Below are 21,247 nucleotides of genomic sequence, written 5' to 3' on the forward strand. Positions count from 1 at the left end.
TGGTGACGCATTCATCATCGTTTCACTCCTGTCTATTTTCCGGGCTACGCCGATCACTGCGGATAGCTCCATCTTCCATGCCCACCACCCGGTCCGCATGGCGAACCACACGCGGGTCATGGCTGACACACAGCACCGTGGCGCGGTTTTTCCGTGCGAAGCGATGCAAAATATCCACGACACGCTGGCCGTTTTCAGCATCCAGAGCGCTGGTGGGCTCATCGGCAAACAACAACTGCGGCGCTTTAGCGATGGCACGGGCAATCGCCACTCGCTGCTTTTCTCCGCCTGACAACTGTGCGGGCCGCATATGAGCACGGTGCAGCAAACCCACCTCTTCCAAGGCCTGATGCGCCAGTTCTGCGCTGGTACGGGCGTTCATGCCCAGATAACCCAAAGGCAGTTGAACCTGCTCCTGTGCCGTCAATGCAGGGAACAAGTTAAAACCCTGAAAGACGAAACCGGTGTGCTGCAAACGGAACTCGTCACGCTCGCTACGGCTCATTTCAGCCAGGTTCTGGCCCAAGGCAAAAGCCTGGCCTTCATCGGGCTGTTGCAGCCCCGACAACAAGGCCAGCAGGGTGCTTTTGCCACATCCAGACGGGCCGGACACCAAGGTCAACTCTCCTGCATGCACCGCCAAAGACAGGCGATTAAGCACACGCAACTGCACCACGCCGGTCAAAAAGGATTTGCCTAAGGCAACTGCATTCAGGCTGGGTTGTCTTGCCGAAGCTAAGGACACACTCATGGTTTTTCTCCTGAATCAACGCAAGAGCAGAGACGGATCGGTGCGCCATAAAGCGCGTACCGCCATCACACTGGAGAGCAGAGACATCAGGCCCACCAGCACCGCGCAGGCCAAAGCCACCAGCGGCGTCATGGCCACCGGGACGTGATAGAAAGCCGCCAGAGCCAATAGCGCGGAGCTGATCACCGCGGCCAGCACCATGCCCATGCCACCCACCATGCAAGACTGCTCGATTACCACTCGGGCCAGAGCGGCGCGACTGGCCCCCAAGGCATTCAAGGTGGCGTACTCCCGCGCCGAACCGCCCACCACCGCGGCAAAGGACTGATTGGTAATCACGGCACCGACCAGGCACACAATCAAGGCCATGAACAACACGGCCATCCCTGCGCCAGTATCCAGCAACCAGTAGCGTTGTGAGCGCGACGCAAACTGATCGGCCGTCCAGACTTCATAAGGGCCAAAGGCAGTGGTGCCATCGTTCAGGCGAGCCTTCACCAGCTCGGGGGCGATGCGGGTGTGAGCGACGTAATACGTGCTGCCACGCAGCTCGGAGTCACCCTTGACCTCTCGAGCCGTATCCACAGAGGCCAGTACATTCACCCCTCCCAACCCCCGCAAACCACGCAGCAAACCAACGACGCGAACCGGCTTGCCATTGATCCAGGCGCGGCTGACATCACGATTCAAACCCAGGGTTTGCAGATCGGCCTCGTCCACAATGACCGCACCCGGCTCACGCAAACGGGCACGCATGGCTGGACTCAGCAACTGGTCAAACATCATGGCCCCCTCGCTGACCGACACGCCGGACAAGTACACCGAGACACTGCCGCTATCACTGGCCTGGGCACGCCAATCACCATCCACCCATTCATAAGGCTCGACCTCGACCACAGCCGGGTCCATCAGCAAGCGCATCGCCACATCGGGATCAATGGACTGCCCGAAATTCACGCTTTGCGTGCCGGGATAGCCCACCCACAAATCCGCTGAAGAGGCTTTGACGTAGATGGCCGCCGTCCCAAAAATCCCTAACACCAAGGCGGCCTGGGCGACCAGCATCAGCCCGGAAAACCCCACGGCCAATACGACGGGAACAAAGCGCCGCCATTCATAAATCAGCGTTTTACGTGCCAGTGCAATCATGGTTCTTGCTCGTCAGGCAAAGGCGCACCGCCCAGTGCTTTGTACAAAGCCACAAAGGCCAACACACGGCTGTCTTGCGCCAGTTCCAGGTCAGCCTGCGCCTTCAAACGGGCACGGCGTGCCTGCAATAAATCCGCCTCGCTGGACAGGCCCAAACCCAGCAAGGTTTTTTGACGTGTCTGGCTCTGTTCCAGAACTCCATTGGCCTGTTGCAGGGCCTGAATACGACTTTGCTGATTCACCAGCGCCGCCAAGGATTGCTCCACTTCCGACACCGCAGTCACCACCGCTTTGCGATAACCCAGCAAGGCCGCATCCAGCTCCCGTTCACTGGCCCGCACACGGGCACGGCGGGCGCCCCAATCCCACAGCGGAATATCCAGCATGGGGCCAATCGAGGGCACCGAGTCCGTGCTGGTACGCATATTTTGGGTGATGTTGTAGGAATACAGGATGGAGCCACCCAAACGCAGGCGTGGATACAAGGCCGAACGCGCTACCCCTAGCTGCGCAGCAGCCTGCAGCACTTCCGCCTGCGCCATGCTGATATCCGGGCGTATACGCACCAGATCAGCGGGTACTTGGCTCAAGGTAAAGGTTTGCGGCAAACGCGCCTGGGCACTCATGCCCCACAAGAAATCGGGTTGAGAGCGTCCCAGCAGCAGAGCCAAGGCACGGGCAGCCCGATCCGCACGCTCTTGCATGTTCAAGTACTGGTCTTGGGTCTGAGTCCGGATCAGTTGGGCTTGCTCTACCGCCTCGTAAGATCCCAAATGCGTCTGCAAACGCACTTGCGCCAAGGACAAGGCCTGCTCATCCAGCCTGGTTGTTTCTTCCAGCAAAGCCTGTTGGCGGCGAGCCTGGGCCAAATCCATATAGTTGCGTACGACGGCAGCCACCACCGCCACACGCATGCTTTGCAGATCAGCCTGGGCATAGCCCAAATCCGCCATGGCTTTCAGCCGGGCATTTTCCATGGCACCGAACAAGCCCAGCTCCCACACCATATCCAGGCTGGCATGAAAATACGCATCCTGCGCCGATACGTCCTGCACAGGATGGGCATCGGCATTCAGGGCGGGCAGAAACTTGCTGCTCCAGCGTTCGGTAATCTGGCGCTCACCCTGGACGCGGCTGACCATTTGAGCCAAATCCAGATTTTGAGCCAAGGCTTCCTGCACCAGGGCATCGAGCTGAGGGTCGCCCAGCACATGCCACCAGGCACGCAGCTCGACCACCGGCCCTTCATTGGCAATCTGGCTATCCCACTCCAGCTCGCTGGTACGCGGCAGTTCAGGGACAAGCGGCGCGAAGCAAGCCGACAGTAAGGCGGCACACAATAGCGCCGGAACAAGACGAAGAATGGACAACAGAGTAGCCACTCCCAAGCACGAAATAAGAGATGGCTACAGCATGCACGGGCCACATTGCGTAGCCGTGCATAAATGATGGAGGAATGATGGAGATGAAGAAGCGGCTTAGTTCGTCGCGTTGCGATTGACCAGCGGAAAGCGCATTTGAACGCTGGCACCGCCTCGGGTAGAGGTGCCTACAAGAACACTGCCACCTTGCTGTTCAACCAGTGCCTGCACTATCGACAGCCCCAAACCCGAGGCATGGCGCTTGGTGCCGGGTTCCTGCGCAAAACGCTCGAAAGGGCGGTCACGCATGGATTCAGGCAAGCCCGGTCCCGCATCGCTAATAGCCAGAGTGGCATGCCCCTCGCTGATTTCCAGCGAGATACCTACCCAACGCCCTTGCGCTGCGTAACGCAGGCAGTTTTCCAGCAAATTACCAATAATCTGCCGCAGGCGATCCGGGTCCACCAGCACGCAAGCCGGTCCATCAGGTAAATCGGCCTCCAGCTCGAAGCCTTTTTCTTCCAGACGGGCATCGAAACGAGCCAGCTCTTCGGCTACCAAGGGCACCAGATCCAACTGCTCGCAATACAGGGACAAGCGCCCGGCAGATGCCAGCGAAATCGTATGCAGGTCACTGACCAGACGGCCCAGGTGCAAAGACTGCTGCAACAAACCGTGCATCTCCTGATCGCTGCTGGGAATAACGCCGTCCACAATCGCATGCAGACGGGCGCTTAACACGGCCAGGGGAGTGCGCAGCTCATGCGACAAGGAGGCTACCGTCATGCGTCGTTCGCGGTCCAAGGCCTCCAGCGAATCAATCATGTGATTGAAGTCGCGCACCATTTCGGCCATTTCACCGCGAGCCTGACCTTCATGCGCACGCACAGTAAAGTCACCTACCGCCACCCGGTTGGCCGCTTCTGCCATGGACTCCAAGGGCTGCATCACCCGGCGCGATACCCAGAATCCCGACCCCAAACCAAAGGGCAGGCCCACCAACAAGGTAAAGAGCAGCGTCAGGTATTCGCGGGTCCACGGGTCTCCCTGCCAGTACTCGCCATAAATCTGCATGGCGCGCGGGCCTTCTTCCAAACCCTGCACCACAAGCTGGTCGTACTCCAGGCGGATATCCGTAGGCAGAGAGCGGTAAAAACGGTCTTCCTCATACCGCCAGAAAAGCAGTTGGGTGATGGCCAGCACAGCCAGGGTCACGACAATGGCAATGGCGACTGCCAGGCCAAAACGCACCCAAATTCGATCTAGTACTCGCGCCATAAGCGATAGCCCACTCCACGTACCGCCTCAACCAGTTCACCCTGGCCCACAACCTGCAATTTGCGTCTCAGTTTGGAGATGTGGGAGTCAATGACGCGCTCCATGGCATTGCTCTCGGGCAGGCATTGTTCAATCAGATAATTACGGGAAAAGCAGCGGCGTGGTTGGGCGGCCAGGCAAGCCAGCAAGCGGAATTCCGTTACCGTCAGCGGCAAAGGCACGACACGGTCGCCCTCCACATGCACCAGGGCCACATGGTCCTGCTCATCAATTTCCAGACTGCCAACACGAATCCGGGTGCTGGGCGCAACGGCCCCTGTACGACGCAGCACGGCGCGGACGCGGGCCACCACTTCTGCTGGGTTAAAGGGTTTGATGACGTAATCATCCGCCCCCAGGCGCAGGCCCAGAAGCTTGTCCACATCGTCCGCCAGAGCCGTCACCAAAATGACTGGGGTTTGACCGGCATTACGAATAGCGCGCAGTACGTCCAGCCCATCCACACCGGGCAAATGAATATCCAACAGGACCATATCCGGGCGCAGGTCCCGAAACAATTGCAGAGCCTGAAACCCGTCACCCGCAATGGCGGTACGCAAGCCATCGCGGCGCAAATAAGCATCCAGCACGCTGGCAATATCGGGTTCATCTTCAACCACCAGCACCAGTTTTTGCAGGGTGTTATCGCGTGTGGAAGCTGCGTGTAAGGGGGAGTCGCCAAAAGAATGGCCACTGGCTTTGGGGGGCAAACTCATAAAGTCTCTGTGTCCTAATCCCTGCTAGGCGGTGCCCCGGAACAGGGGCAAAAGGTGCGTGAAAAGGCCGATCCCAACACAGCCCATTTAGTACACCGCAGTACGCCGCAGACGGCTGGGTGGATGATACACCTGCCCGAAATACTCTGTCCAACAGCGCTAAAGGCCCGTATTTAAAAACATTTATTAACTTTTTTCTGCGGCCCGATCGCAGAATTTTCATCCGCAGCGTTTCTACTTACCGCTATGATCAGGAGGAATGCCCCATCAATAGTAAAAAGCTATTCATTCACTAAAATCATTTGATTTAACTATTTCGACCAAGGCAAGTAGACTGATCCTAACTTCTTAAAACGACCCGCCCCCCTCGGTTCGGGTCAGCTTCAACGGAGAATCACAATGAGCAACAAAACCCTGACGACCGCCGCCGGCCGCCCTGTTGAGGAGAATCAGAACTCCATGACAGCCGGACCTCGTGGTCCCGTCCTGATGCAGGATTATTGGTTACTGGAGAAGCTGGCTCACTTTGACCGTGAACGTATCCCGGAGCGCGTCGTGCACGCCAAGGGCTCGGGCGCTTTCGGTACCTTTACCGTGACGCACGACATCAGCCAGTACAGCATGGCCAAGGTCTTCAAGCCAGGCAGCAAAACCCCCGTTTTCTTACGTTTTTCCACCGTAGCTGGTGAAGCAGGAGCCGCCGATGCAGAACGCGACGTTCGAGGATTTGCCCTCAAATTCTATACAGAAGACGGAAACTGGGACCTCGTGGGCAATAACACTCCTGTCTTCTTTATACGGGATCCACTGAAGTTCCCCGACTTCATCCACACACAGAAACGCGACCCTCGCAGCCACCTGCGCAACATGAGCGCCGCCTGGGATTTCTGGTCCCTGTCGCCCGAATCCCTGCACCAGGTCACCATCCTGATGAGCGACCGCGGTTTGCCCTGTAACCTGCGTCAGCAACATGGCTTTGGTTCACACACCTACAGTCTGATCAACGACAAGGGCCAGCGTCACTGGGTGAAGTTCCACTTCAAATCCCAGCAAGGCATTGCCAACTACACCAACGAAGAAGCCGCCAAAGTCGTCGGACAAGACCGCGAAAGCTCGCAGCGTGATCTGTACGAGAACATCGAAAAAGGCAACTTCCCCCGCTGGGCGCTGCGGATTCAAATCATGACCGAAGAGCAGGCGCGCACCTACCACATCAACCCCTTTGATGTGACCAAGGTCTGGCCACATGGCGATTTCCCGCTGATCGACGTGGGCACGCTGGAGTTGAACGAGAACCCCACCAACTACTTCGCACAAGTGGAACAAGCGGCTTTCACGCCTGCCAACCTGGTGCCCGGTATTGGTCACTCACCCGACCGCATGCTGCAAGGCCGTATCTTTTCCTACGGCGACACCCAGCGCTACCGCCTGGGCGTAAACCACGGCCTGCTGCCTGTAAACGCGCCTCGTTGCCCGTTCCACAGCTACCACCGCGATGGCGCCATGCGTACTGGCGACAATAACGGCGGCACGCTGAACTACGAACCCAATAGCCAGGGCGAATGGCAACAGGCTCCCCGCAGCGAACCACCTCTGGCACTGGACGGCCAGCCTGCAGATCACTGGGATCACCGCGTGGACGATGATTACTACTCGCAGCCCGGCAATCTGTTCCGCCTGTTCAACGACGAGGAAAAACAGCGTCTGTTCAGCAATATTGCCGACGCCATGGCCGGTGTTCCCAAGGAAATCATCGAACGTCAATTGGGCCACTTCACGAAAGCCGACCCTGCTTACGGTGCCGGTGTGAAAGCGGAACTGACAAAACGCGGTCAGCTTTAAACCCTGACCGGGCTGTTTAAGCCATCAAAGAATCGGCTCCCCATCTACAATCGGGGAGCCGATTTTTTTTGCACTGGCCCTGCGTTTTCCTACCGAGCCCCACTATGAAATTTGGCTATACGATCATCTACGTTCCCGATGTCAGCCAGGCACTGGACTACTTCAACCGCGCTTTTGGTTTGTCCACCAAAATGCTGCATGAAACCGGGCTGTACGGCGAACTGGAAACCGGCCAAACCACCTTGGCCTTTGCAGCGGAAATGTTGGCCTATATGAACTACCCCAAAGGGCATTTGTCGACTCACGCATCAGACGTGCCACTGGCCATTGAAATCGCCCTGGTCTGCGACGATGTGCCTGCCGCTCATGCCAAGGCATTGGCAGAAGGGGGCACAGAACTGGCGCCGCCGCAGGACAAGCCTTGGGGGCAGGTGGTGTCTTACGTACAGACGCCAGAGCGGGTTGTGGTGGAGTTGTGTACGCCGGTTAAGTAAGATCGACAGGTTTGACGGCGAATACCTATGTGCACCGTAGCCGACATCAAGCAGGCAACTTCCCAATGTAAACATCACTACCAGCCTCAAAACCTGTCTTGGCCCTCACAAAACAAGCCACTTAATACCAGTACTTGGGCCAGGCTTGCTTATGACCCAAGTTGTTGATCACCAAAGCGATCACCACCAACACGATAGAGCCCAGCAAAGAGGGCACAAACAAGTAAGACCAAGAGGCCTCGCCTGCCAGCAGGATCACCAAAGGATCCGCTCCGGCAGGCGCATGCAAAGTACGACTAGCGTGCATCAAAGCGATGGCCAAGCCCACCGCCAGCCCCATTTCTAAGGGCCCTGCGCCTACATATTTCGCAATCACCACCCCCACCAGACTGGCAATGAAATGCCCACCGATCACGCTGCGTGGCTGCGCCAAGGGCGAGTCAGGTGCTGCGAACAACAGGGCACAGGTCGCTCCGAAGGGCGCCATCATCAAGGGCAAGCCAAACTGCTGCGTTAAATAGGCAATCACCATGATGCCTATGGTTCCCCCCAGAAAACTGAACAAAACCTGCTTGCTTTGTGGCCGTGGCGGCAGTACACCGCCCCCTTGAATTCGAGAAAAAATAAAGCGCATCCTGGGCTCCAAAAATAAAATAGACCGATCGGTCTATCTACTGGCGTGTACAATAATCACTCTGCCTGACGCTGTCAAACTTTCTCCGGCCAATTTGTTGAGTCAAGAACGATGAAAAACACCAAGCGCGATACGATTTTGGAAACGGCGTTGCGCCTTTTCAGCCAGTATGGCTACGGCAATGTCGGGATTGAACGCATCATCTCCGAGTCCGATGTGGCCCGCATGACGGTTTACAAACAATTTGGCACCAAAGATGGCCTGATCAAGGAAACCCTGGACCTGCGGCATCGCAATTTCATGGAAAATTTACTCCAGTATCTGGAGCCGCATGAACGCTATCAGGACAAGATTCAGGCGCTGTTCCAGTGGCATCAAAGCTGGTTCCAGTCACCGGATTTTCATGGCTGCATGTTCATCAAGGCATCGGAAGAATTCGGGGCGGTGAACCCTCAGCCTTGCGCGATTGCACAAGAGCACAAGCTAGCTATCTTGGCACTGATAGAAGCGATTTTGCAGGAGCCTTTTGGTGACAAGGCCCACCAGCAAGCTTTGCTGGTTTTCATCTGCTTGGAAGGCCTGATCGTCCACGCCAACATGTTCCCCGGCAAGGATCTGACTCAAGAGATTTTCAAGGCTTTACAGCCTTTGCTGACGCGCTGAGCAGAGCACGTCAAAAGATGCTCTCGTGCTAGCTGCGGCTCTACCACCATAAGCGTGATTCACGCCATCGTCACTCATCACGAAAAACACCCCAAAGCCTGAGCTGGAAGCCAAGCGTTGGGGTGCACGGAATGTTTTCTTTGCTGCTCTACGTTTTACTGCTGCAAATACCCCGATTCCTTGATGATGGGCCCCCAGGTATCCAGATCATCCTGAACAATGCGGGACAGCTCCTGCGCACTACCCGATTCGGGTCGAAAGCCAATCGGCACAATCGCGCTTTCAATGCGCGGCAGCTTGGCCACTTCATTAAAGGCATCCTGGAACTGTTTGACCATCTCCGGCTCCATGCCCAGCGGGGCAAAAATCCCCATCCAGCCCGAAGCCTTCAGATCGCCGTAACCCATCTCTACAAAGGTAGGCACATCCTTGAGGATAGGCAGACGCTCTGCACCCGTAATCCCCAGAACTCGAACCGAGCCAGCAGCAACGTGTTCGGTAATCATGCCCACAGCATCCACACCGGCAGGAATATGGTCACCCAGCAGGTCATTGATCAAGGGAGCGCCCCCTTTGTAGGGCACGGGGGACATCTGGATATCGTTCTTCTTGGCAATGCTGTAGCCAATGAACTGGGGGGCGCTGCCGGGGGCGGGAATGCCATAGTGGCCGTACTTTTCCGGTTCTTTGCGCACCAGTTCCACGTACTCCTGCAAGGTATTGGCAGGCGTGGTTTTACCCACCACAAAGATATGCTCGAACTTGGCGATGACCGCAACCGGCGCAAAGTCCTTCATGGGATCGTAGGTGACCGTTTTCACCGTCAAAGGCAAGGTGGTCATCATGTGATTATTGGCGACCAATAGCACCGAGCCATCGGTAGGCGAGCGCAAAAAGCCTTGAGCAGCCACCTGCCCGCCCGCGCCTGCGCGGTTATCCACCACCACATTCACACCCAGCTTTTCACGCAGTTGTTCGGCATACACCCGCGCGACGGCATCCGCTGTTCCCCCTGCCGGATAGCCCACGACCAACCGTATGGTGTCCGGCAATTTGCTGGCAACAGACATGCCTGTTGCCAATGCCAAAGCCGTCCCCAGCAAAACCTGCGCCCATTTCTTTTTCATTACTTGTCTCCCTACCTCTTGATGACGCTATTAAAGTTCTACTACTCGTCCATTCCCTTGTGCGGCATGACGGCTGAACAAGGCGGCTGCCGTCAGTACATCCTCGAATGCCAGGCCCAAGGATTTAAAAATCGTGATTTCTTCATTGTTGATGCGACCTGCGGCTTGCCCCTCCAGGACGGCACCCAGCTCATTCAACTCGGTATCCGCCGACAAGTAAGCCTGCTTGCACGCATTCAAGAACTCGCCCGATTCATTGCGAGTCGATTGCGCACGGTCCACAAACAAGCGGCCTGCCGTCATGGTGGGTCCATCCAGTTCGCTGCTGGCAGGTGTGCTGGAACCCATGGCGGTGATGTGCGTCCCAGGGCGCAGCCATTCGCGCTTCAAGACAGGTGTGGCAGAGCTGGTGGCCGTCAGTACCATATCCGAATGGGACACAGCTTCCTGAGCCGAGACTCCGGCTATCAAGGGGCAATCCAGATACGCCTGAGCTTCCTCAATAAAATGCTGCGCCGACTGTGCGGAGCGAGTAATCACAAACACTTTGCTCAAGCGACGCACTTGCGCCACGGCGCGCAACTGCCACAAGGCCTGATGTCCGCCGCCGAACAAGGTCAGCACGCTGGCATCCGGTCGCGCCAGCATGTCGGTGGCCAGGCCACTGACAGCAGCAGTGCGCAAGGCCGTCACGCTGCTGGCGTCCAGAATGGCGCGCGTCTCGCCGGTCAAGCCGCTCATCAAGAGCACGCAGCCTTGATGGGGGTCTTTACCCAAGCGCACATTATCTGGAAACAGGGTGCCCATCTTGGCGCCGTACAAAGGCTCGGGATAAATCTCGGGCATGTCGATGCAGGCGGGCATCATGCCCAGAAAGCCGCTGGACAAATTACTACGCACAATCGTGCGCAAGGGCTGGTCAATACGCCCTTGCTGCATGGCGATAAAACCCTGACGCATCAGATCAATCGCCGCCCCCATATCCAGCCCCTCGTACACTTCCTGGGCTTTTGCTACATAAACGCTTAGCTGCATGATTCGCCTTGCGCCAGTGGCGTGGTGATATGGCGGATAAAAGTGTCGGTATCCGTGTTGGAGCCGCAAAACAGCACACCCACTCGTTGACCGGCCAGATGTTTGCGCAAGGGGAACATCAAGGCGGCTGTCGCCACCGCGCAAGCCGGTTCAGTGGCCATCTTGAATTCGTTGAACAGGAAGTGCATGCCTGCGCGGATCTGGTCGTCGTTGACGGTGACTAGGGTGTCGATATTGTCCTGACACACGCGGAAGCTGAACTCATCGGTATGAGGGGCCATGAGACTGTCTGCGATGGACTGCATGGCACCGATTTTTTGCGGCTCGCCAGCCTGGCGGCTTAGCGCCATGACGTTTGCACCCACAGGCTCGATGCCATAGACCACGCAATCAGGCTGCCACAACTTGACGGCCGCCGAGACACCTGCGGCCAAGCCACCGCCCCCAATCGGCACTAGCACCGCATCCAGCTTGCCCGCTTGCTGCAACCACTCGTAGCCCAGCGTGGCGGTTCCCAGCACGGTAGGGTAGGTACTGAACGGATGAATGAAGGTTTTCTGTTCGTCCTTTTCAATCTGGCGCACCAGCTCAAAAGCCTGCTCGCCGTTGTCGGCAAAGACGATCTCGGCCCCATACTCGCGGCACAAGGCTACACGGGCCGGGCTGGCCGTCTTGATCATCACGGTCTTGGCTTTCACACCCATTTGATGGGCGGCATAGGCTACGGCCACGGCATGGTTGCCTGCAGAGACGCAGGTCACCCCTTGCTGGCGTGCTTCTTCAGACAAGCTCAACAAGTTGTTGAAAGCACCACGTGCCTTGAAAGTGCCCGAGGCCTGCAAATGCTCGAACTTGAAATTGACGGCGCTATCCAGACGCCCGGTCTGGTAATCGAACACGGGCGTCTGGCGCACATAGGGACGCAGACGCTCATGCGCCTGCACCACGTTTTCCTGGGTAACTTTTTCTGTTGTCATGGGTTCGCGTTGAAACCTGTTTGTCTGTTTTTAAGAGGCCACGGCCTGGCTGCGAATCAGGGCGCGCAAAAACTGCTCGCACTGCTCCAACTGGGCCAGTTCCACGTATTCATCGGGGCGGTGGGCCTGCTCGATATTGCCGGGGCCACAAATAATCGAAGGGATACCGGCTTGCTGGAACAGACCTGCTTCCGTGCCGTAGGCCACTTTGCGCACCGTGTCGTCACGCGTCAGTTCGCGCACCAGTTTGGTGATGGCGGCTTGTTCTTCAGGATTCAGGCCGGGGGCGCTGGCCAGCTTTTCCAGTTCCACCAAAGCATCAGGATGCTCGCGGCGCATGGCGGGCAAGACCTTCAGGTCGATGAACTCACGAATCTCTTGCAAGATCGGCTCGGGGTCCACACCGGGCAAATTGCGGTATTCAAACTCGAATTCGCATAGGTCAGGCACGGTATTCAAGGCGATGCCGCCACGAATCATGCTGGTCTGCAAAGTGGTGAAGGGCACGTCGAAATCATGGTCATAAGGGCCCATGCTCTTGTAGTCATCGGCCAGATCACGAATAGCCGTAATGATGCGTGCCGCATGCTCGATCGCGTTTACGCCCTTGGGGGTCAGCGAGGAATGCGCGGCGTGACCGTGTACGCGGCAGCGATAGGCGTTAATGCCTTTATGCGCCACGATAGTGCGCATGCTGGTGGGTTCGCCCACCACACAACCCTCGGGTTTGATGCCACGGCGGACCAGATCATCAATCATGACCGGTGCACCCACGCAGCCGACTTCTTCGTCGTAGGAGTAGGCCAGGTGAATAGGTTTGGCCAGTTTGGTCGCCAGCATCTCTGGCACCAATTGCAGCGTCACACCCACAAAGCCTTTCATGTCGCAGGTGCCGCGACCATACAAACGGTCGTCACGGATCTCGGCCTTGAACGGGTCACTGCTCCAGTTCTGGCCGTCTACAGGAACCACGTCCGTGTGACCAGACAGAACAATGCCACCGGTACGCGTGCCATCGGCTGCCGGAATCGTGGCAAACAGATTGGCCTTGCGGCCACTGGCGTCATGCGTCAGCACGGTTTCAAGCCCTTGCTGCTGCAAATAGGCCTGTACGTCGTGAATCAGTTCCAGGTTAGATTCCCGGCTTGTCGTATCATAAGCAATCAGTTTTTGTATCCATTCCACCGAGGTAGAGGGATAAGCAGTAGGATCAAACAACGCAGTCATGCCTTCTTTCTCCCAGCGTAAAGCGTGTAGTTCTATACAATAGGACAGAGTTTTCTTATAAGAAAATTAATAATATTTATAAGAAGATGGTTTATTACTTCTTTAGGTTATGACAAAAGACTTAGCCAACACCGCCCCCAATTTATTAAGCAAAACAGCCATGGGGGCGCGCATACGTGATGAACGCAAACGACAGGGCCTAACCCTGTTGATGTTGGCACGCTTATCCAATGTATCTTTGTCCACCCTGTCCAAGGCCGAACGCGGCCTGATTGGCCTGAGCTACGAAAAATTCCTGGCCGTCAGCCGAGCCTTGAAAATGGATTTGTCCGACCTGTTCAAGACGCCACGCGATCAGAACGAGTCCGGCATGGATATTCTGGTGGGTCGGGCCTCACGCACCGTGACCTATCATGCCCACCGCTATGAATACGGCATGCTTGCTTCAGAATGGATCAACAAGAAAATGACGCCCATGCACGGTCGTGTCCTGGCGGGCGAACCCCGCGATGCCACCGACTTCAGTCAGCATGAGGGCGAAGAGTTCATTTTTGTAATTGAAGGGCAATTGACCATGCAGTTTCAGGACGGCCGCCGCCATGTCCTGCAGTCGCGTGACAGCATTTACTTCAAAAGCAATCTGGGCCACCTTTACCTGTGCGAGCACGGGGAGAGCGTGGAGATTCTGGTGGTTTGTGTGAACAATCACTAGTCTCAAAAGGCGCAGACGGCTGACCTCAGTCAGCTTTGATGACACCTCCAGAAGTTTTTTTGCCCTCACCCCTTTGAAGTTATCCCCTACGTCAGTTTGCTTGATTGCCTGATGCCCGATCCTCAAGAACCTGGGCCACAGGCACATAAACACCAGTATTTCAGATACCAGCAAGGGCTAGCGCTTCCAGCCCGAACCGTCCATCTGCTCCATTACAATACGGTTCTATTCCGCCTCTTTGATCGATCTGCCCTATGTCCAGCTCTTCCCCTATTGTGGCTATTGCCACCGCCCCCGGCCGGGGTGGTATTGGTGTCATCCGTGTGTCCGGCAAGGAGCTTGATGCTCTGATCCAGACCCTGTTTGGCCGCACGCTGCAAGCGCGTCATGCACACTTCTTGCCTTTTAAAGACGCACAGGGCGAGGCAATCGACGAGGGCATTGCGCTGTTCTTTAAAGGCCCGCACTCCTATACCGGCGAAGACGTGCTGGAACTGCAAGGCCACGGTGGCCCGGCTGTGCTGCGCCGCCTGCTGGATCGCTGCCTGGAAGCGGGTAAAGATCAGGGCCTGCGCCTGGCCGAGCCCGGCGAATTCACCCAGCGCGCCTTCTTGAACGACAGACTGGACCTGGCCCAGGCCGAGGCTGTGGCCGACTTGATTGACGCTTCCTCGGAAGCCGCCGCCCGCAGTGCCGTCGCCTCTTTGTCTGGCGTGTTTTCCAATAACGTCAACGCCCTGGCCGACCGCATCATTCACCTGCGCATGCTGGTAGAAGCCACCCTGGACTTTCCCGAGGAAGAAATCGACTTCCTGGAGAAATACCAGGCGGCGGCAACCCTGCAAGGCATACAAGACGAACTGGAACGCATCCTGCAGCATTCGCGCCAGGGAGCGATCCTGCGCGAAGGCTTGCACGTTGTACTGGCAGGCCAGCCTAATGTGGGCAAATCCAGCCTGCTCAATGCGCTGGCCGGTGAAGATGTAGCCATCGTGACCGATATTGCCGGCACGACGCGCGACCGCGTCATGCAACTGATCCACATCGACGGCATCCCGCTGCACATCGTGGACACAGCCGGGTTACGAGACACCGAAGACACCGTAGAACGCATTGGTATCGCCCGTACCTGGGACGAAATCGCCAAGGCTAACGTCATCGTGCACCTGCTGGACGCCCGCAACCCCCAAGACGAGCTGGACAGTGCCATTACCACTCGCCTGCCATCACATGTACCCGTGCTGCGTGTCTATAACAAGATAGACTTGCTGACAGATGAACAACAGGCTGCTTTGCCCGCGCAGGAAAGCGGAGCCACCGTGCTGCCGATTTCTGCCCGTAAGGATGTCGGTCTGGACACGCTGCGCCGCACCTTGCTGGATATCGCAGGCTGGAACCCCGGCAGTGAATCGCCCTGGCTGGCTCGGGAACGACATCTGCGAGCCTTGGAGCGCGCGGAGTACCACCTGGGCCTGGCAGCAGAACACGCCACGCACAGCGATCAAGTGCTGGATCTGTTTGCCGAAGAACTGCGTCTGGCACATCTGGATCTGTGCTCGATTACCGGCGAGTTCAGCAGCGATGATTTGCTGGGGGAGATTTTCTCCAGTTTTTGTATTGGGAAGTGATGCAGACCTGAACACCATCGGTGTCTCATCACACTAGCCATAGAACCTGAGACGGCGTCCAAGGATGTCCTGACCAGTGCCTGGCAACTCGGAGACACCAAATGGAAACCCAGGACATCAAACAACTGAAAAGCCAATTCGATGACTTGAGCCACACCATCCCTGAGGAAGGCGTGGAGTTCTGGTTCGCTCGCGACCTGATGGAGCCTTTGGGCTATGTACGCTGGGAGAACTTCAAGACGGCGATAGATCGGGCTGTAGAGTCTTGTAAAACAACGGGTTACGAAGAAGGAGACCATTTTCGTGGCGTCACGAAAATGGTCCAGATTGGTAGCGGGGCAGATCGTTCAATAGAAGACATCATGCTCACCCGCTATGCCTGTTATCTCATCGCCCAGAACGGCGACCCACGCAAGCCAGCCATTGCCTTTGCTCAAAGCTACTTTGCCATCCAGACCCGCAAACAGGAGCTGATTGAAGACCGCATGCGTCTGCAGGCTAGCCTGGATGCGCGCGAACGTCTTCGAGAGTCAGAAAGGACACTATCGCAAAACCTCTATGAACATGGCGTAGACGATAGAGGCTTTGGCCGCATCCGATCCAAGGGTGATGCGGCTCTATTTGGGGGACACACTACCCAAATGATGAAGGATCGCTACGGCATTACCCAGACACGCCCTTTGGCTGACTTTCTACCTACGCTAACTATTGCTGCCAAGAATCTTGCCACAGAGATAACAAACCACAACGTCACGCAAGAGCAGCTACATGGCGAAACCTTGATCACCCGCGAACACGAACAAAACAATCGCAGTGTGCGCGATATGCTCGGCCAGCGTGGCATCCAGCCTGAGCAGCTCCCTGCTGAAGAAGACATTAAAAAACTGGAACGTCGCGTAAAAACTGAAGAGAAGAAACTGCTGAAGCAAACTGGGAAGCTTCCAGTTCACAAGCTTGAGGACTAAGCCTGCCTCAGTAAAAACCCGAAACTTAGCCCTGAATTAAGCCCCATCAAAACCCGCCCCCCCTTGATCAGGGCTATGCTGGGTATTCCATCGTCTCCTGCGGGAGGGCGTCATGCACACACTCAACAAGTGGGTTTTGATGGCCGCTTTGGTCCATACCACCTGGGCCGTCCAGGCTCAGGATCTGTTGCCTCTGGAGCTGGAAGCCGAGCAACGCTCCATCTCTCGTTTAAACGTGGCGCAGTGTCTGGATACGGTCAAGCAAACGGCGGCTGGGGAAGGGTATCAGCAGCGCAATGAGCCAACGGCCAACGATCAATTAGGGGTATATATAGGCGCAGCCCCTCTGGGGGGCGGCTCGCTGGTGGTGTATTGCATTGATTTGAACCCGTCGACCGCCTACATCATTCACACCAAGGCGCAGGTCACGGCGGATTTGATGTCTCCGCATCAGCTCAATCACAAAATCACGCAGGCTTTAACAGTCGCGACTCAACCCTGAGCGCTATCCAACCGACGCCTGAATATCAAACGCGCAAAAAGGGCGCAGTAAACGGGTTCATACGGGCAAAACCGCCCCCAACAAACCACCTGCGCCCCAAGGATTTCCAAAGCCAGTCAAACGGCTTTTTACTTCATCAGCAAACTCGCGACATCCATACGGGAATCGCCATCCAGCTTGATGTCATCCATGATCTTGTTCAGCATGGCATGCGCACTGGACAGGGCACCGTTCAGGCTGGTCAGCTCGCCTTGCACGCGCTCCAGTTCCTGCATTTTTTCAGCCTCACTCCCTTTATCGCTGGCTTGAATGCGCTGCAGCTCCATCAACTTCTGTTGAATCTGCTCTTTCAGGTCGCGAATGCGTTTAAGGATGTCCTTGATGCCATCGGGCAGGGAACTGTCATCAATATCTTTGTCGCGCTCTTGTTTTTGAGCTTGCTGGCTGGTCAGCGATAGTTCCTTGCCCAGAGGTGACAAGGTCACCTTGATGCGTCCTGTTCCGTCTATACGCCCCCCATCTTCCTGCTCTGGCACAACAGGGGGAGTAATGGCTGTGGCCTGCAAAGGCTCGGTCACAGGCAGATTTTGACCGTGTATTAAACCCTGTCCGTTAATCTCTATCGTCATAACTTTTCCTCTTGAACAAGTCGTCTCATATAGGTAACGGTTGTCAAGTGGCAGGTCTTTACGGTTTGAGGCCAAAAGAGTGTTGTGCCATTTACTCAAATGCCAATTTATATTTAGAAACATGTGGCACAAAAAAACTCTTTTCAGTATTTTTCTAAAAGATCTCCCCATGTGTTGTGCTCCGACTCTGAGAACCCTATGGACGTCAAAATCAAAGCACTTCTTGGTCCCACGCTATTAGCCTTGAGCTGGGCTAACAGTATTCATGCTTACACATCAGAATTCATTCTGAACAAGCAAGGCCAGCGGGCCTTTGAGCTACGTACTTACGGACCAAATGATCGAAGCTACGACCTTAGCTCCTTACATATCCCCCAACGCATTTCTCCCCGTAACATTGATGAGAATGGTCGGATGAAAATCCGGGCTGCGCTAGACCGCTGGGCTGAAATACTGAACTTGCCACAGGGTTACACACCTGCCGTTATCAACCTTGGCACGATGAATGTACAAAATGCCAATGCCTATGGCACCAACCTGACCATGCCCTCACATCCCAATTTGGTGATATCGGCCTTGCAGGCACGTCTGGCAGGACTACTCCGCGGTGCAGCGAACAACCCAGATGCCGTCATAGGCGTAGGCACGCTAGATCTAGACAGCGGGCCGGTCACACCGAGCCAATTACCACTGACACGCCAGGTTGATTACAGCGCTGTTATTTTCCATGAACTGGCCCACGCCTTGGGAATAGGCAACACAGTAGAGAATAGACAGGCAACAAACACGAGCTCTCCTGCCCCCTACTTTCGTAACGTCATGACCCCCTGGGCCTTGAGCCTACGGGATGACCATGGTCGGGCTGCTTCCCCAGGACAAAGAATCCTGTGCTCGGTCTGCTCTACATCCTATGATCCCCGCGCCTTTGACCTACGGCAGGACAAGGGCTATTTCACCGGAAACAATGTACAAGCGGTCCTTAATGGAGCAATGCCCGGCCTTCCCGTTAGCATCCTGCGTTTTCATGAAGCCCCTCGTTACGGTGTGGATACGGACTACATGGCCCACATTGAGCTGCGCAACAGTTTGATGAGTCACCAAACCTACCGTAACTATGTGAACCTGATGGAAGCGGAAATTGCCGCCTTGCAAGATATCGGCCTGAATATTGATCGTCGCAATTTCTTTGGCTATTCGGTCTATAACAATGGCATCACGCTGAACAATACCAATGGATATTTCGCCCGCAATAAAGATAAAACTGGGTATCTGCCCGGCCAATACAACACGGCGACACAAGGCCTGGGGCTACACATCTATGGCGAACGCAATACCATTATTCAGTCAGCAGATTTGCTTTCTGCTGGACCTGGCGGAATAGGGGTTCGCATAGACGGTAGCGAGAACACCCTCATCATCCCTAAAAACACCCGCATTCATGCTCATGGCTGGTACGGCCGCGGACTGCAATTAAGCTATGGTCGGCATCACAATATTATTCAGCAAGGCGAAGTCCGCGCCAGTGGCGTGGACGGCATAGGCGTCTTGTTTGATTTCGGCCAAAATGCGATGGGTAATGACAATGAGTCTCGCGGCTCCTGGTGGTATCAAAGCAAAAGCTCCCCCTTGCCCATGCCAGAAGCATTGAAAGGTGCCTTAATCTCCAACTACAACCTGTCCGGTGTCTTATCAGGCCAAAAGGCCGCCATTTATATCGCTGAGAACGCCTGGGTAAATAACATCAACATCATGCAAGGCGCGCAAATTACTGGTGACATCACCTCGGCGTACAACCGTCGTGATGCCAACCAAAAACTATTGCTGACCAATATTAGCTTTGGCTTGAAGGCGAATGAATTTGGCCAGGCAAGTAACGCGGCGGATCCCAACTTCCAGTTGCGCTATGACGGCAATATAAACGGCCCAAACAATTTGTTCGTTGTAATCGCCGGGGGCGTAACCTCCTTGAATGGGAAATATGATGTATACGGCATGCGAGTCAATCAAGGTGCTACCTTATCAGGCAATGCCCAACTCACTGTCAACCGCGAATACAACCTCACCAATAACGGCACCATAAGCCCTGGCAACTCCTATGGAAGCCTGACGATTGAGGGCAACTTTATCCAAGGTCCCGAGGGCAGAATTTTGGTGGAAGCCTCGCCGACCCAAAACGACCATCTTGATATACAGGGTGTGGCTCAACTTGACGGCGAACTACAAGTAGTCCTGCAGCCTGACTGGTACCAAAACGGCTGGACACTGAATCAAGACAAGGTATTTACCGCCAACCAGACGCAAGGGCAATTTACCCTGCTTAGCACGACGCTAGCCTCTCCAACTTTAGGCGTAGAAATTACAAGCAATAACTGGACAGTTGGCCGTAAACAGGATGCATATGCACAATATGCCACCTCGCCTAACGCCGCTGCAGTGGGAACCAGCCTGGCACAGGCCTCTTCGGGCAATCAGTCCCTGGCAGCCGTGTATCAGGCCCTGGACTTCTCGCGTGCGGATGGTAGCGATATTGGGCTGGCACTGGATCAATTGAGCGCAGGCGCGTACGCGGCCCAAACGGCGGCCTCCTTGCGTCGTGAGCAACTGGTATCCGAACAACTGCGCCAGACAGACGGTATCAACAAAAGCGGCTGGCAGAGCTTCATCCAGACCTATGGTGGCCGCTATCACTGGCAATTGGGCAGCAACGATGTTGACCACCGCAGCGAAACCTATGGGGTGATGCTGGGAGCAGAACACCGTGCTGAGGGCAGTGACTGGAGCCTGGGCGTACACGGCAATGCCAACGAGCAGCGCGTCAACGTAGACGCCCCCTTCCAGGCCAAGAGCAAGCTGACCGGTTTGGGGCTGGGTGTTCATGCCCGTTACCGTGGTTACAGCCAGGAAGGCTGGAACGGTTTGGCTCAGCTACGTGTGGGTATTGAACAGGGCAAGATGAACCGCAACATCAGCTTCTCGGGCTATCAGGCGCGTCCCTCCTCGGACTGGACAGGCCATACCTTCTCGCTGGGGGTACAGACAGGCTACAACTGGGCTCTGGGTGAAAACGGCAGCATCGGGCCGGTTCTGGCTCTGGATTATCTCCATTACCGTCGTCCTGGACTGGAAGAAAGTGGCGATGCCGCCAGCCGTCTGCATCTGGACTCCAGTCGTCAAAACGCCTTGCAGGCTTCTATCGGTCTGGCCCTGCGTCAAAACTGGAATTTAAGCCAGGATCGTCAACTGCAAACGTCCTTGTCGGTAGCTTGGGAGCAGGCTTTGCTAAGCCGTAATCAAACCCAGGAAGCGGCCTTTGCCAGTGCCCAATCTGTGGGTTTTGATGGTCGTTATGCACGTGTGGATCGCCATGCTTTGTCGCTGGGAACCAGCATCAACTTGCAGCAATCCGAGCGCCTGCGTTTAGGGCTGTCGGCCAGCACCCGTTTATTAGACGATAGCCGTGCCGATATAAACGGCAAATTGTTCCTGAACTGGATGTTCTGAACGCCCTGAAATGTAAG

The 21,247-nt window shown here is 55.9% G+C and carries 19 protein-coding genes; 8 read left to right on the plus strand and 11 right to left on the minus strand.

The window, feature by feature from the left end; genetic code table 11:
* Positions 1 to 22: 22 nt before the first annotated feature.
* The 5 genes from OSH09_RS16095 to OSH09_RS16115 form a co-directional block, all read right to left on the minus strand.
* Positions 23 to 751, minus strand: coding sequence for an ABC transporter ATP-binding protein (locus tag OSH09_RS16095; RefSeq protein WP_207872684.1), 729 nt, complete (start codon positions 749 to 751; stop codon positions 23 to 25).
* A 15-nt stretch (positions 752 to 766) separates the two neighbouring features.
* Entirely contained in the window at positions 767 to 1,900 is a 1,134-nt protein-coding gene (locus tag OSH09_RS16100) for an ABC transporter permease (RefSeq protein WP_207872683.1), read from the minus strand.
* Entirely contained in the window at positions 1,897 to 3,270 is a 1,374-nt protein-coding gene (locus OSH09_RS16105) for an efflux transporter outer membrane subunit (protein ID WP_266121556.1), read from the minus strand. The genes OSH09_RS16100 and OSH09_RS16105 overlap by 4 nt, the downstream gene beginning before the upstream one ends.
* 108 nt (positions 3,271 to 3,378) lie before the next feature.
* The gene (locus tag OSH09_RS16110) at positions 3,379 to 4,539 is read right to left on the minus strand and encodes a sensor histidine kinase (RefSeq protein WP_207872681.1); all 1,161 of its coding nucleotides are present in this window, start codon (positions 4,537 to 4,539) and stop codon (positions 3,379 to 3,381) included.
* Complete coding sequence (locus tag OSH09_RS16115; RefSeq protein WP_207872680.1) at positions 4,524 to 5,294, minus strand: response regulator; 771 nt, start codon at positions 5,292 to 5,294, stop codon at positions 4,524 to 4,526. Before OSH09_RS16115 ends, OSH09_RS16110 begins: the two co-directional genes overlap by 16 nt.
* Positions 5,295 to 5,693: 399 nt before the next feature.
* Between OSH09_RS16115 and OSH09_RS16120 the strand changes: the two genes are divergently transcribed.
* Both OSH09_RS16120 and OSH09_RS16125 read left to right on the plus strand, forming a co-directional pair.
* Positions 5,694 to 7,136: a catalase gene (locus OSH09_RS16120; RefSeq protein WP_266121557.1), complete on the plus strand. Its 1,443-nt coding sequence runs from the start codon at positions 5,694 to 5,696 to the stop codon at positions 7,134 to 7,136.
* A gap of 104 nt (positions 7,137 to 7,240) precedes the next feature.
* Positions 7,241 to 7,630: a VOC family protein gene (locus OSH09_RS16125; protein WP_266121558.1), complete on the plus strand. Its 390-nt coding sequence runs from the start codon at positions 7,241 to 7,243 to the stop codon at positions 7,628 to 7,630.
* A 121-nt stretch (positions 7,631 to 7,751) separates the two neighbouring features.
* Here the strand turns inward: OSH09_RS16125 and OSH09_RS16130 are convergent, their stop codons facing one another.
* Positions 7,752 to 8,264 (minus strand): HPP family protein, encoded by a 513-nt coding sequence (locus OSH09_RS16130; protein WP_266121559.1) that lies wholly within the window; start codon positions 8,262 to 8,264, stop codon positions 7,752 to 7,754.
* A gap of 111 nt (positions 8,265 to 8,375) precedes the next feature.
* Between OSH09_RS16130 and OSH09_RS16135 the strand changes: the two genes are divergently transcribed.
* The gene (locus OSH09_RS16135; RefSeq protein ID WP_266121560.1) at positions 8,376 to 8,927 is read left to right on the plus strand and encodes a TetR/AcrR family transcriptional regulator; all 552 of its coding nucleotides are present in this window, start codon (positions 8,376 to 8,378) and stop codon (positions 8,925 to 8,927) included.
* A 155-nt stretch (positions 8,928 to 9,082) separates the two neighbouring features.
* On the opposite strand, the gene OSH09_RS16140 is transcribed toward OSH09_RS16135, so the two are convergent.
* The 4 genes from OSH09_RS16140 to argE are packed head-to-tail and all read right to left on the minus strand — an operon-like array spanning position 9,083 to position 13,293.
* The gene (locus tag OSH09_RS16140) at positions 9,083 to 10,054 is read right to left on the minus strand and encodes a tripartite tricarboxylate transporter substrate-binding protein (protein ID WP_266121561.1); all 972 of its coding nucleotides are present in this window, start codon (positions 10,052 to 10,054) and stop codon (positions 9,083 to 9,085) included.
* 30 nt (positions 10,055 to 10,084) lie between these two features.
* The gene (locus tag OSH09_RS16145; RefSeq protein WP_266121562.1) at positions 10,085 to 11,089 is read right to left on the minus strand and encodes an ornithine cyclodeaminase family protein; all 1,005 of its coding nucleotides are present in this window, start codon (positions 11,087 to 11,089) and stop codon (positions 10,085 to 10,087) included.
* A complete protein-coding gene (locus OSH09_RS16150) occupies positions 11,080 to 12,066 on the minus strand; it encodes a threonine ammonia-lyase (RefSeq protein ID WP_266121563.1) in 987 nt (328 codons plus the stop codon). The genes OSH09_RS16145 and OSH09_RS16150 overlap by 10 nt, the downstream gene beginning before the upstream one ends.
* A 30-nt stretch (positions 12,067 to 12,096) precedes the next feature.
* A complete protein-coding gene (gene argE, locus OSH09_RS16155; protein WP_266121564.1) occupies positions 12,097 to 13,293 on the minus strand; it encodes an acetylornithine deacetylase in 1,197 nt (398 codons plus the stop codon).
* Between the two features lie 109 nt (positions 13,294 to 13,402).
* Here argE and OSH09_RS16160 point away from each other — a divergent pair, with 109 nt between their 5' ends.
* The 4 genes from OSH09_RS16160 to OSH09_RS16175 all read left to right on the plus strand — a co-directional run bounded on the left by OSH09_RS16160 (position 13,403) and on the right by OSH09_RS16175 (position 17,100).
* The gene (locus tag OSH09_RS16160) at positions 13,403 to 14,005 is read left to right on the plus strand and encodes a helix-turn-helix domain-containing protein (RefSeq protein ID WP_243430179.1); all 603 of its coding nucleotides are present in this window, start codon (positions 13,403 to 13,405) and stop codon (positions 14,003 to 14,005) included.
* A gap of 254 nt (positions 14,006 to 14,259) precedes the next feature.
* Positions 14,260 to 15,633: a tRNA uridine-5-carboxymethylaminomethyl(34) synthesis GTPase MnmE gene (mnmE, locus tag OSH09_RS16165; RefSeq protein WP_222669414.1), complete on the plus strand. Its 1,374-nt coding sequence runs from the start codon at positions 14,260 to 14,262 to the stop codon at positions 15,631 to 15,633.
* A gap of 101 nt (positions 15,634 to 15,734) precedes the next feature.
* Positions 15,735 to 16,598, plus strand: coding sequence for a DNA damage-inducible protein D (gene dinD / locus OSH09_RS16170; protein ID WP_266121565.1), 864 nt, complete (start codon positions 15,735 to 15,737; stop codon positions 16,596 to 16,598).
* Between the two features lie 112 nt (positions 16,599 to 16,710).
* Positions 16,711 to 17,100, plus strand: coding sequence for a DUF6180 family protein (locus tag OSH09_RS16175; protein WP_266121566.1), 390 nt, complete (start codon positions 16,711 to 16,713; stop codon positions 17,098 to 17,100).
* A 128-nt stretch (positions 17,101 to 17,228) separates the two neighbouring features.
* Here the strand turns inward: OSH09_RS16175 and OSH09_RS16180 are convergent, their stop codons facing one another.
* Positions 17,229 to 17,729 carry a hypothetical protein gene (locus OSH09_RS16180; RefSeq protein ID WP_266121567.1) on the minus strand — a complete coding sequence of 167 codons (501 nt, stop codon included), beginning with the start codon at positions 17,727 to 17,729 and terminating at the stop codon, positions 17,229 to 17,231.
* A 198-nt stretch (positions 17,730 to 17,927) separates the two neighbouring features.
* Between OSH09_RS16180 and OSH09_RS16185 the strand changes: the two genes are divergently transcribed.
* Complete coding sequence (locus tag OSH09_RS16185; protein ID WP_266121568.1) at positions 17,928 to 21,230, plus strand: autotransporter outer membrane beta-barrel domain-containing protein; 3,303 nt, start codon at positions 17,928 to 17,930, stop codon at positions 21,228 to 21,230.
* Positions 21,231 to 21,247 lie beyond the last annotated feature (17 nt).

It is taken from the genome of Alcaligenes parafaecalis (genome assembly GCF_026344135.1).
Lineage (GTDB): Bacteria > Pseudomonadota > Gammaproteobacteria > Burkholderiales > Burkholderiaceae_B > Alcaligenes > Alcaligenes parafaecalis.

Coding starts and splice junctions, on each gene's coding strand:
- OSH09_RS16095 (WP_207872684.1), bottom strand. CDS start 751: ATGAGTGTGTCCTTAGCTTCGGCAAGACAACCCAGCCTGAATGCAGTT.
- OSH09_RS16100 (WP_207872683.1), bottom strand. CDS start 1,900: ATGATTGCACTGGCACGTAAAACGCTGATTTATGAATGGCGGCGCTTT.
- OSH09_RS16110 (WP_207872681.1), bottom strand. CDS start 4,539: ATGGCGCGAGTACTAGATCGAATTTGGGTGCGTTTTGGCCTGGCAGTC.
- OSH09_RS16115 (WP_207872680.1), bottom strand. CDS start 5,294: ATGAGTTTGCCCCCCAAAGCCAGTGGCCATTCTTTTGGCGACTCCCCC.
- OSH09_RS16120 (WP_266121557.1), top strand. CDS start 5,694: ATGAGCAACAAAACCCTGACGACCGCCGCCGGCCGCCCTGTTGAGGAG.
- OSH09_RS16125 (WP_266121558.1), top strand. CDS start 7,241: ATGAAATTTGGCTATACGATCATCTACGTTCCCGATGTCAGCCAGGCA.
- OSH09_RS16130 (WP_266121559.1), bottom strand. CDS start 8,264: ATGCGCTTTATTTTTTCTCGAATTCAAGGGGGCGGTGTACTGCCGCCA.
- OSH09_RS16135 (WP_266121560.1), top strand. CDS start 8,376: ATGAAAAACACCAAGCGCGATACGATTTTGGAAACGGCGTTGCGCCTT.
- OSH09_RS16140 (WP_266121561.1), bottom strand. CDS start 10,054: ATGAAAAAGAAATGGGCGCAGGTTTTGCTGGGGACGGCTTTGGCATTG.
- OSH09_RS16145 (WP_266121562.1), bottom strand. CDS start 11,089: ATGCAGCTAAGCGTTTATGTAGCAAAAGCCCAGGAAGTGTACGAGGGG.
- OSH09_RS16150 (WP_266121563.1), bottom strand. CDS start 12,066: ATGACAACAGAAAAAGTTACCCAGGAAAACGTGGTGCAGGCGCATGAG.
- argE (WP_266121564.1), bottom strand. CDS start 13,293: ATGACTGCGTTGTTTGATCCTACTGCTTATCCCTCTACCTCGGTGGAA.
- OSH09_RS16160 (WP_243430179.1), top strand. CDS start 13,403: ATGACAAAAGACTTAGCCAACACCGCCCCCAATTTATTAAGCAAAACA.
- mnmE (WP_222669414.1), top strand. CDS start 14,260: ATGTCCAGCTCTTCCCCTATTGTGGCTATTGCCACCGCCCCCGGCCGG.
- dinD (WP_266121565.1), top strand. CDS start 15,735: ATGGAAACCCAGGACATCAAACAACTGAAAAGCCAATTCGATGACTTG.
- OSH09_RS16175 (WP_266121566.1), top strand. CDS start 16,711: ATGCACACACTCAACAAGTGGGTTTTGATGGCCGCTTTGGTCCATACC.
- OSH09_RS16180 (WP_266121567.1), bottom strand. CDS start 17,729: ATGACGATAGAGATTAACGGACAGGGTTTAATACACGGTCAAAATCTG.
- OSH09_RS16185 (WP_266121568.1), top strand. CDS start 17,928: ATGGACGTCAAAATCAAAGCACTTCTTGGTCCCACGCTATTAGCCTTG.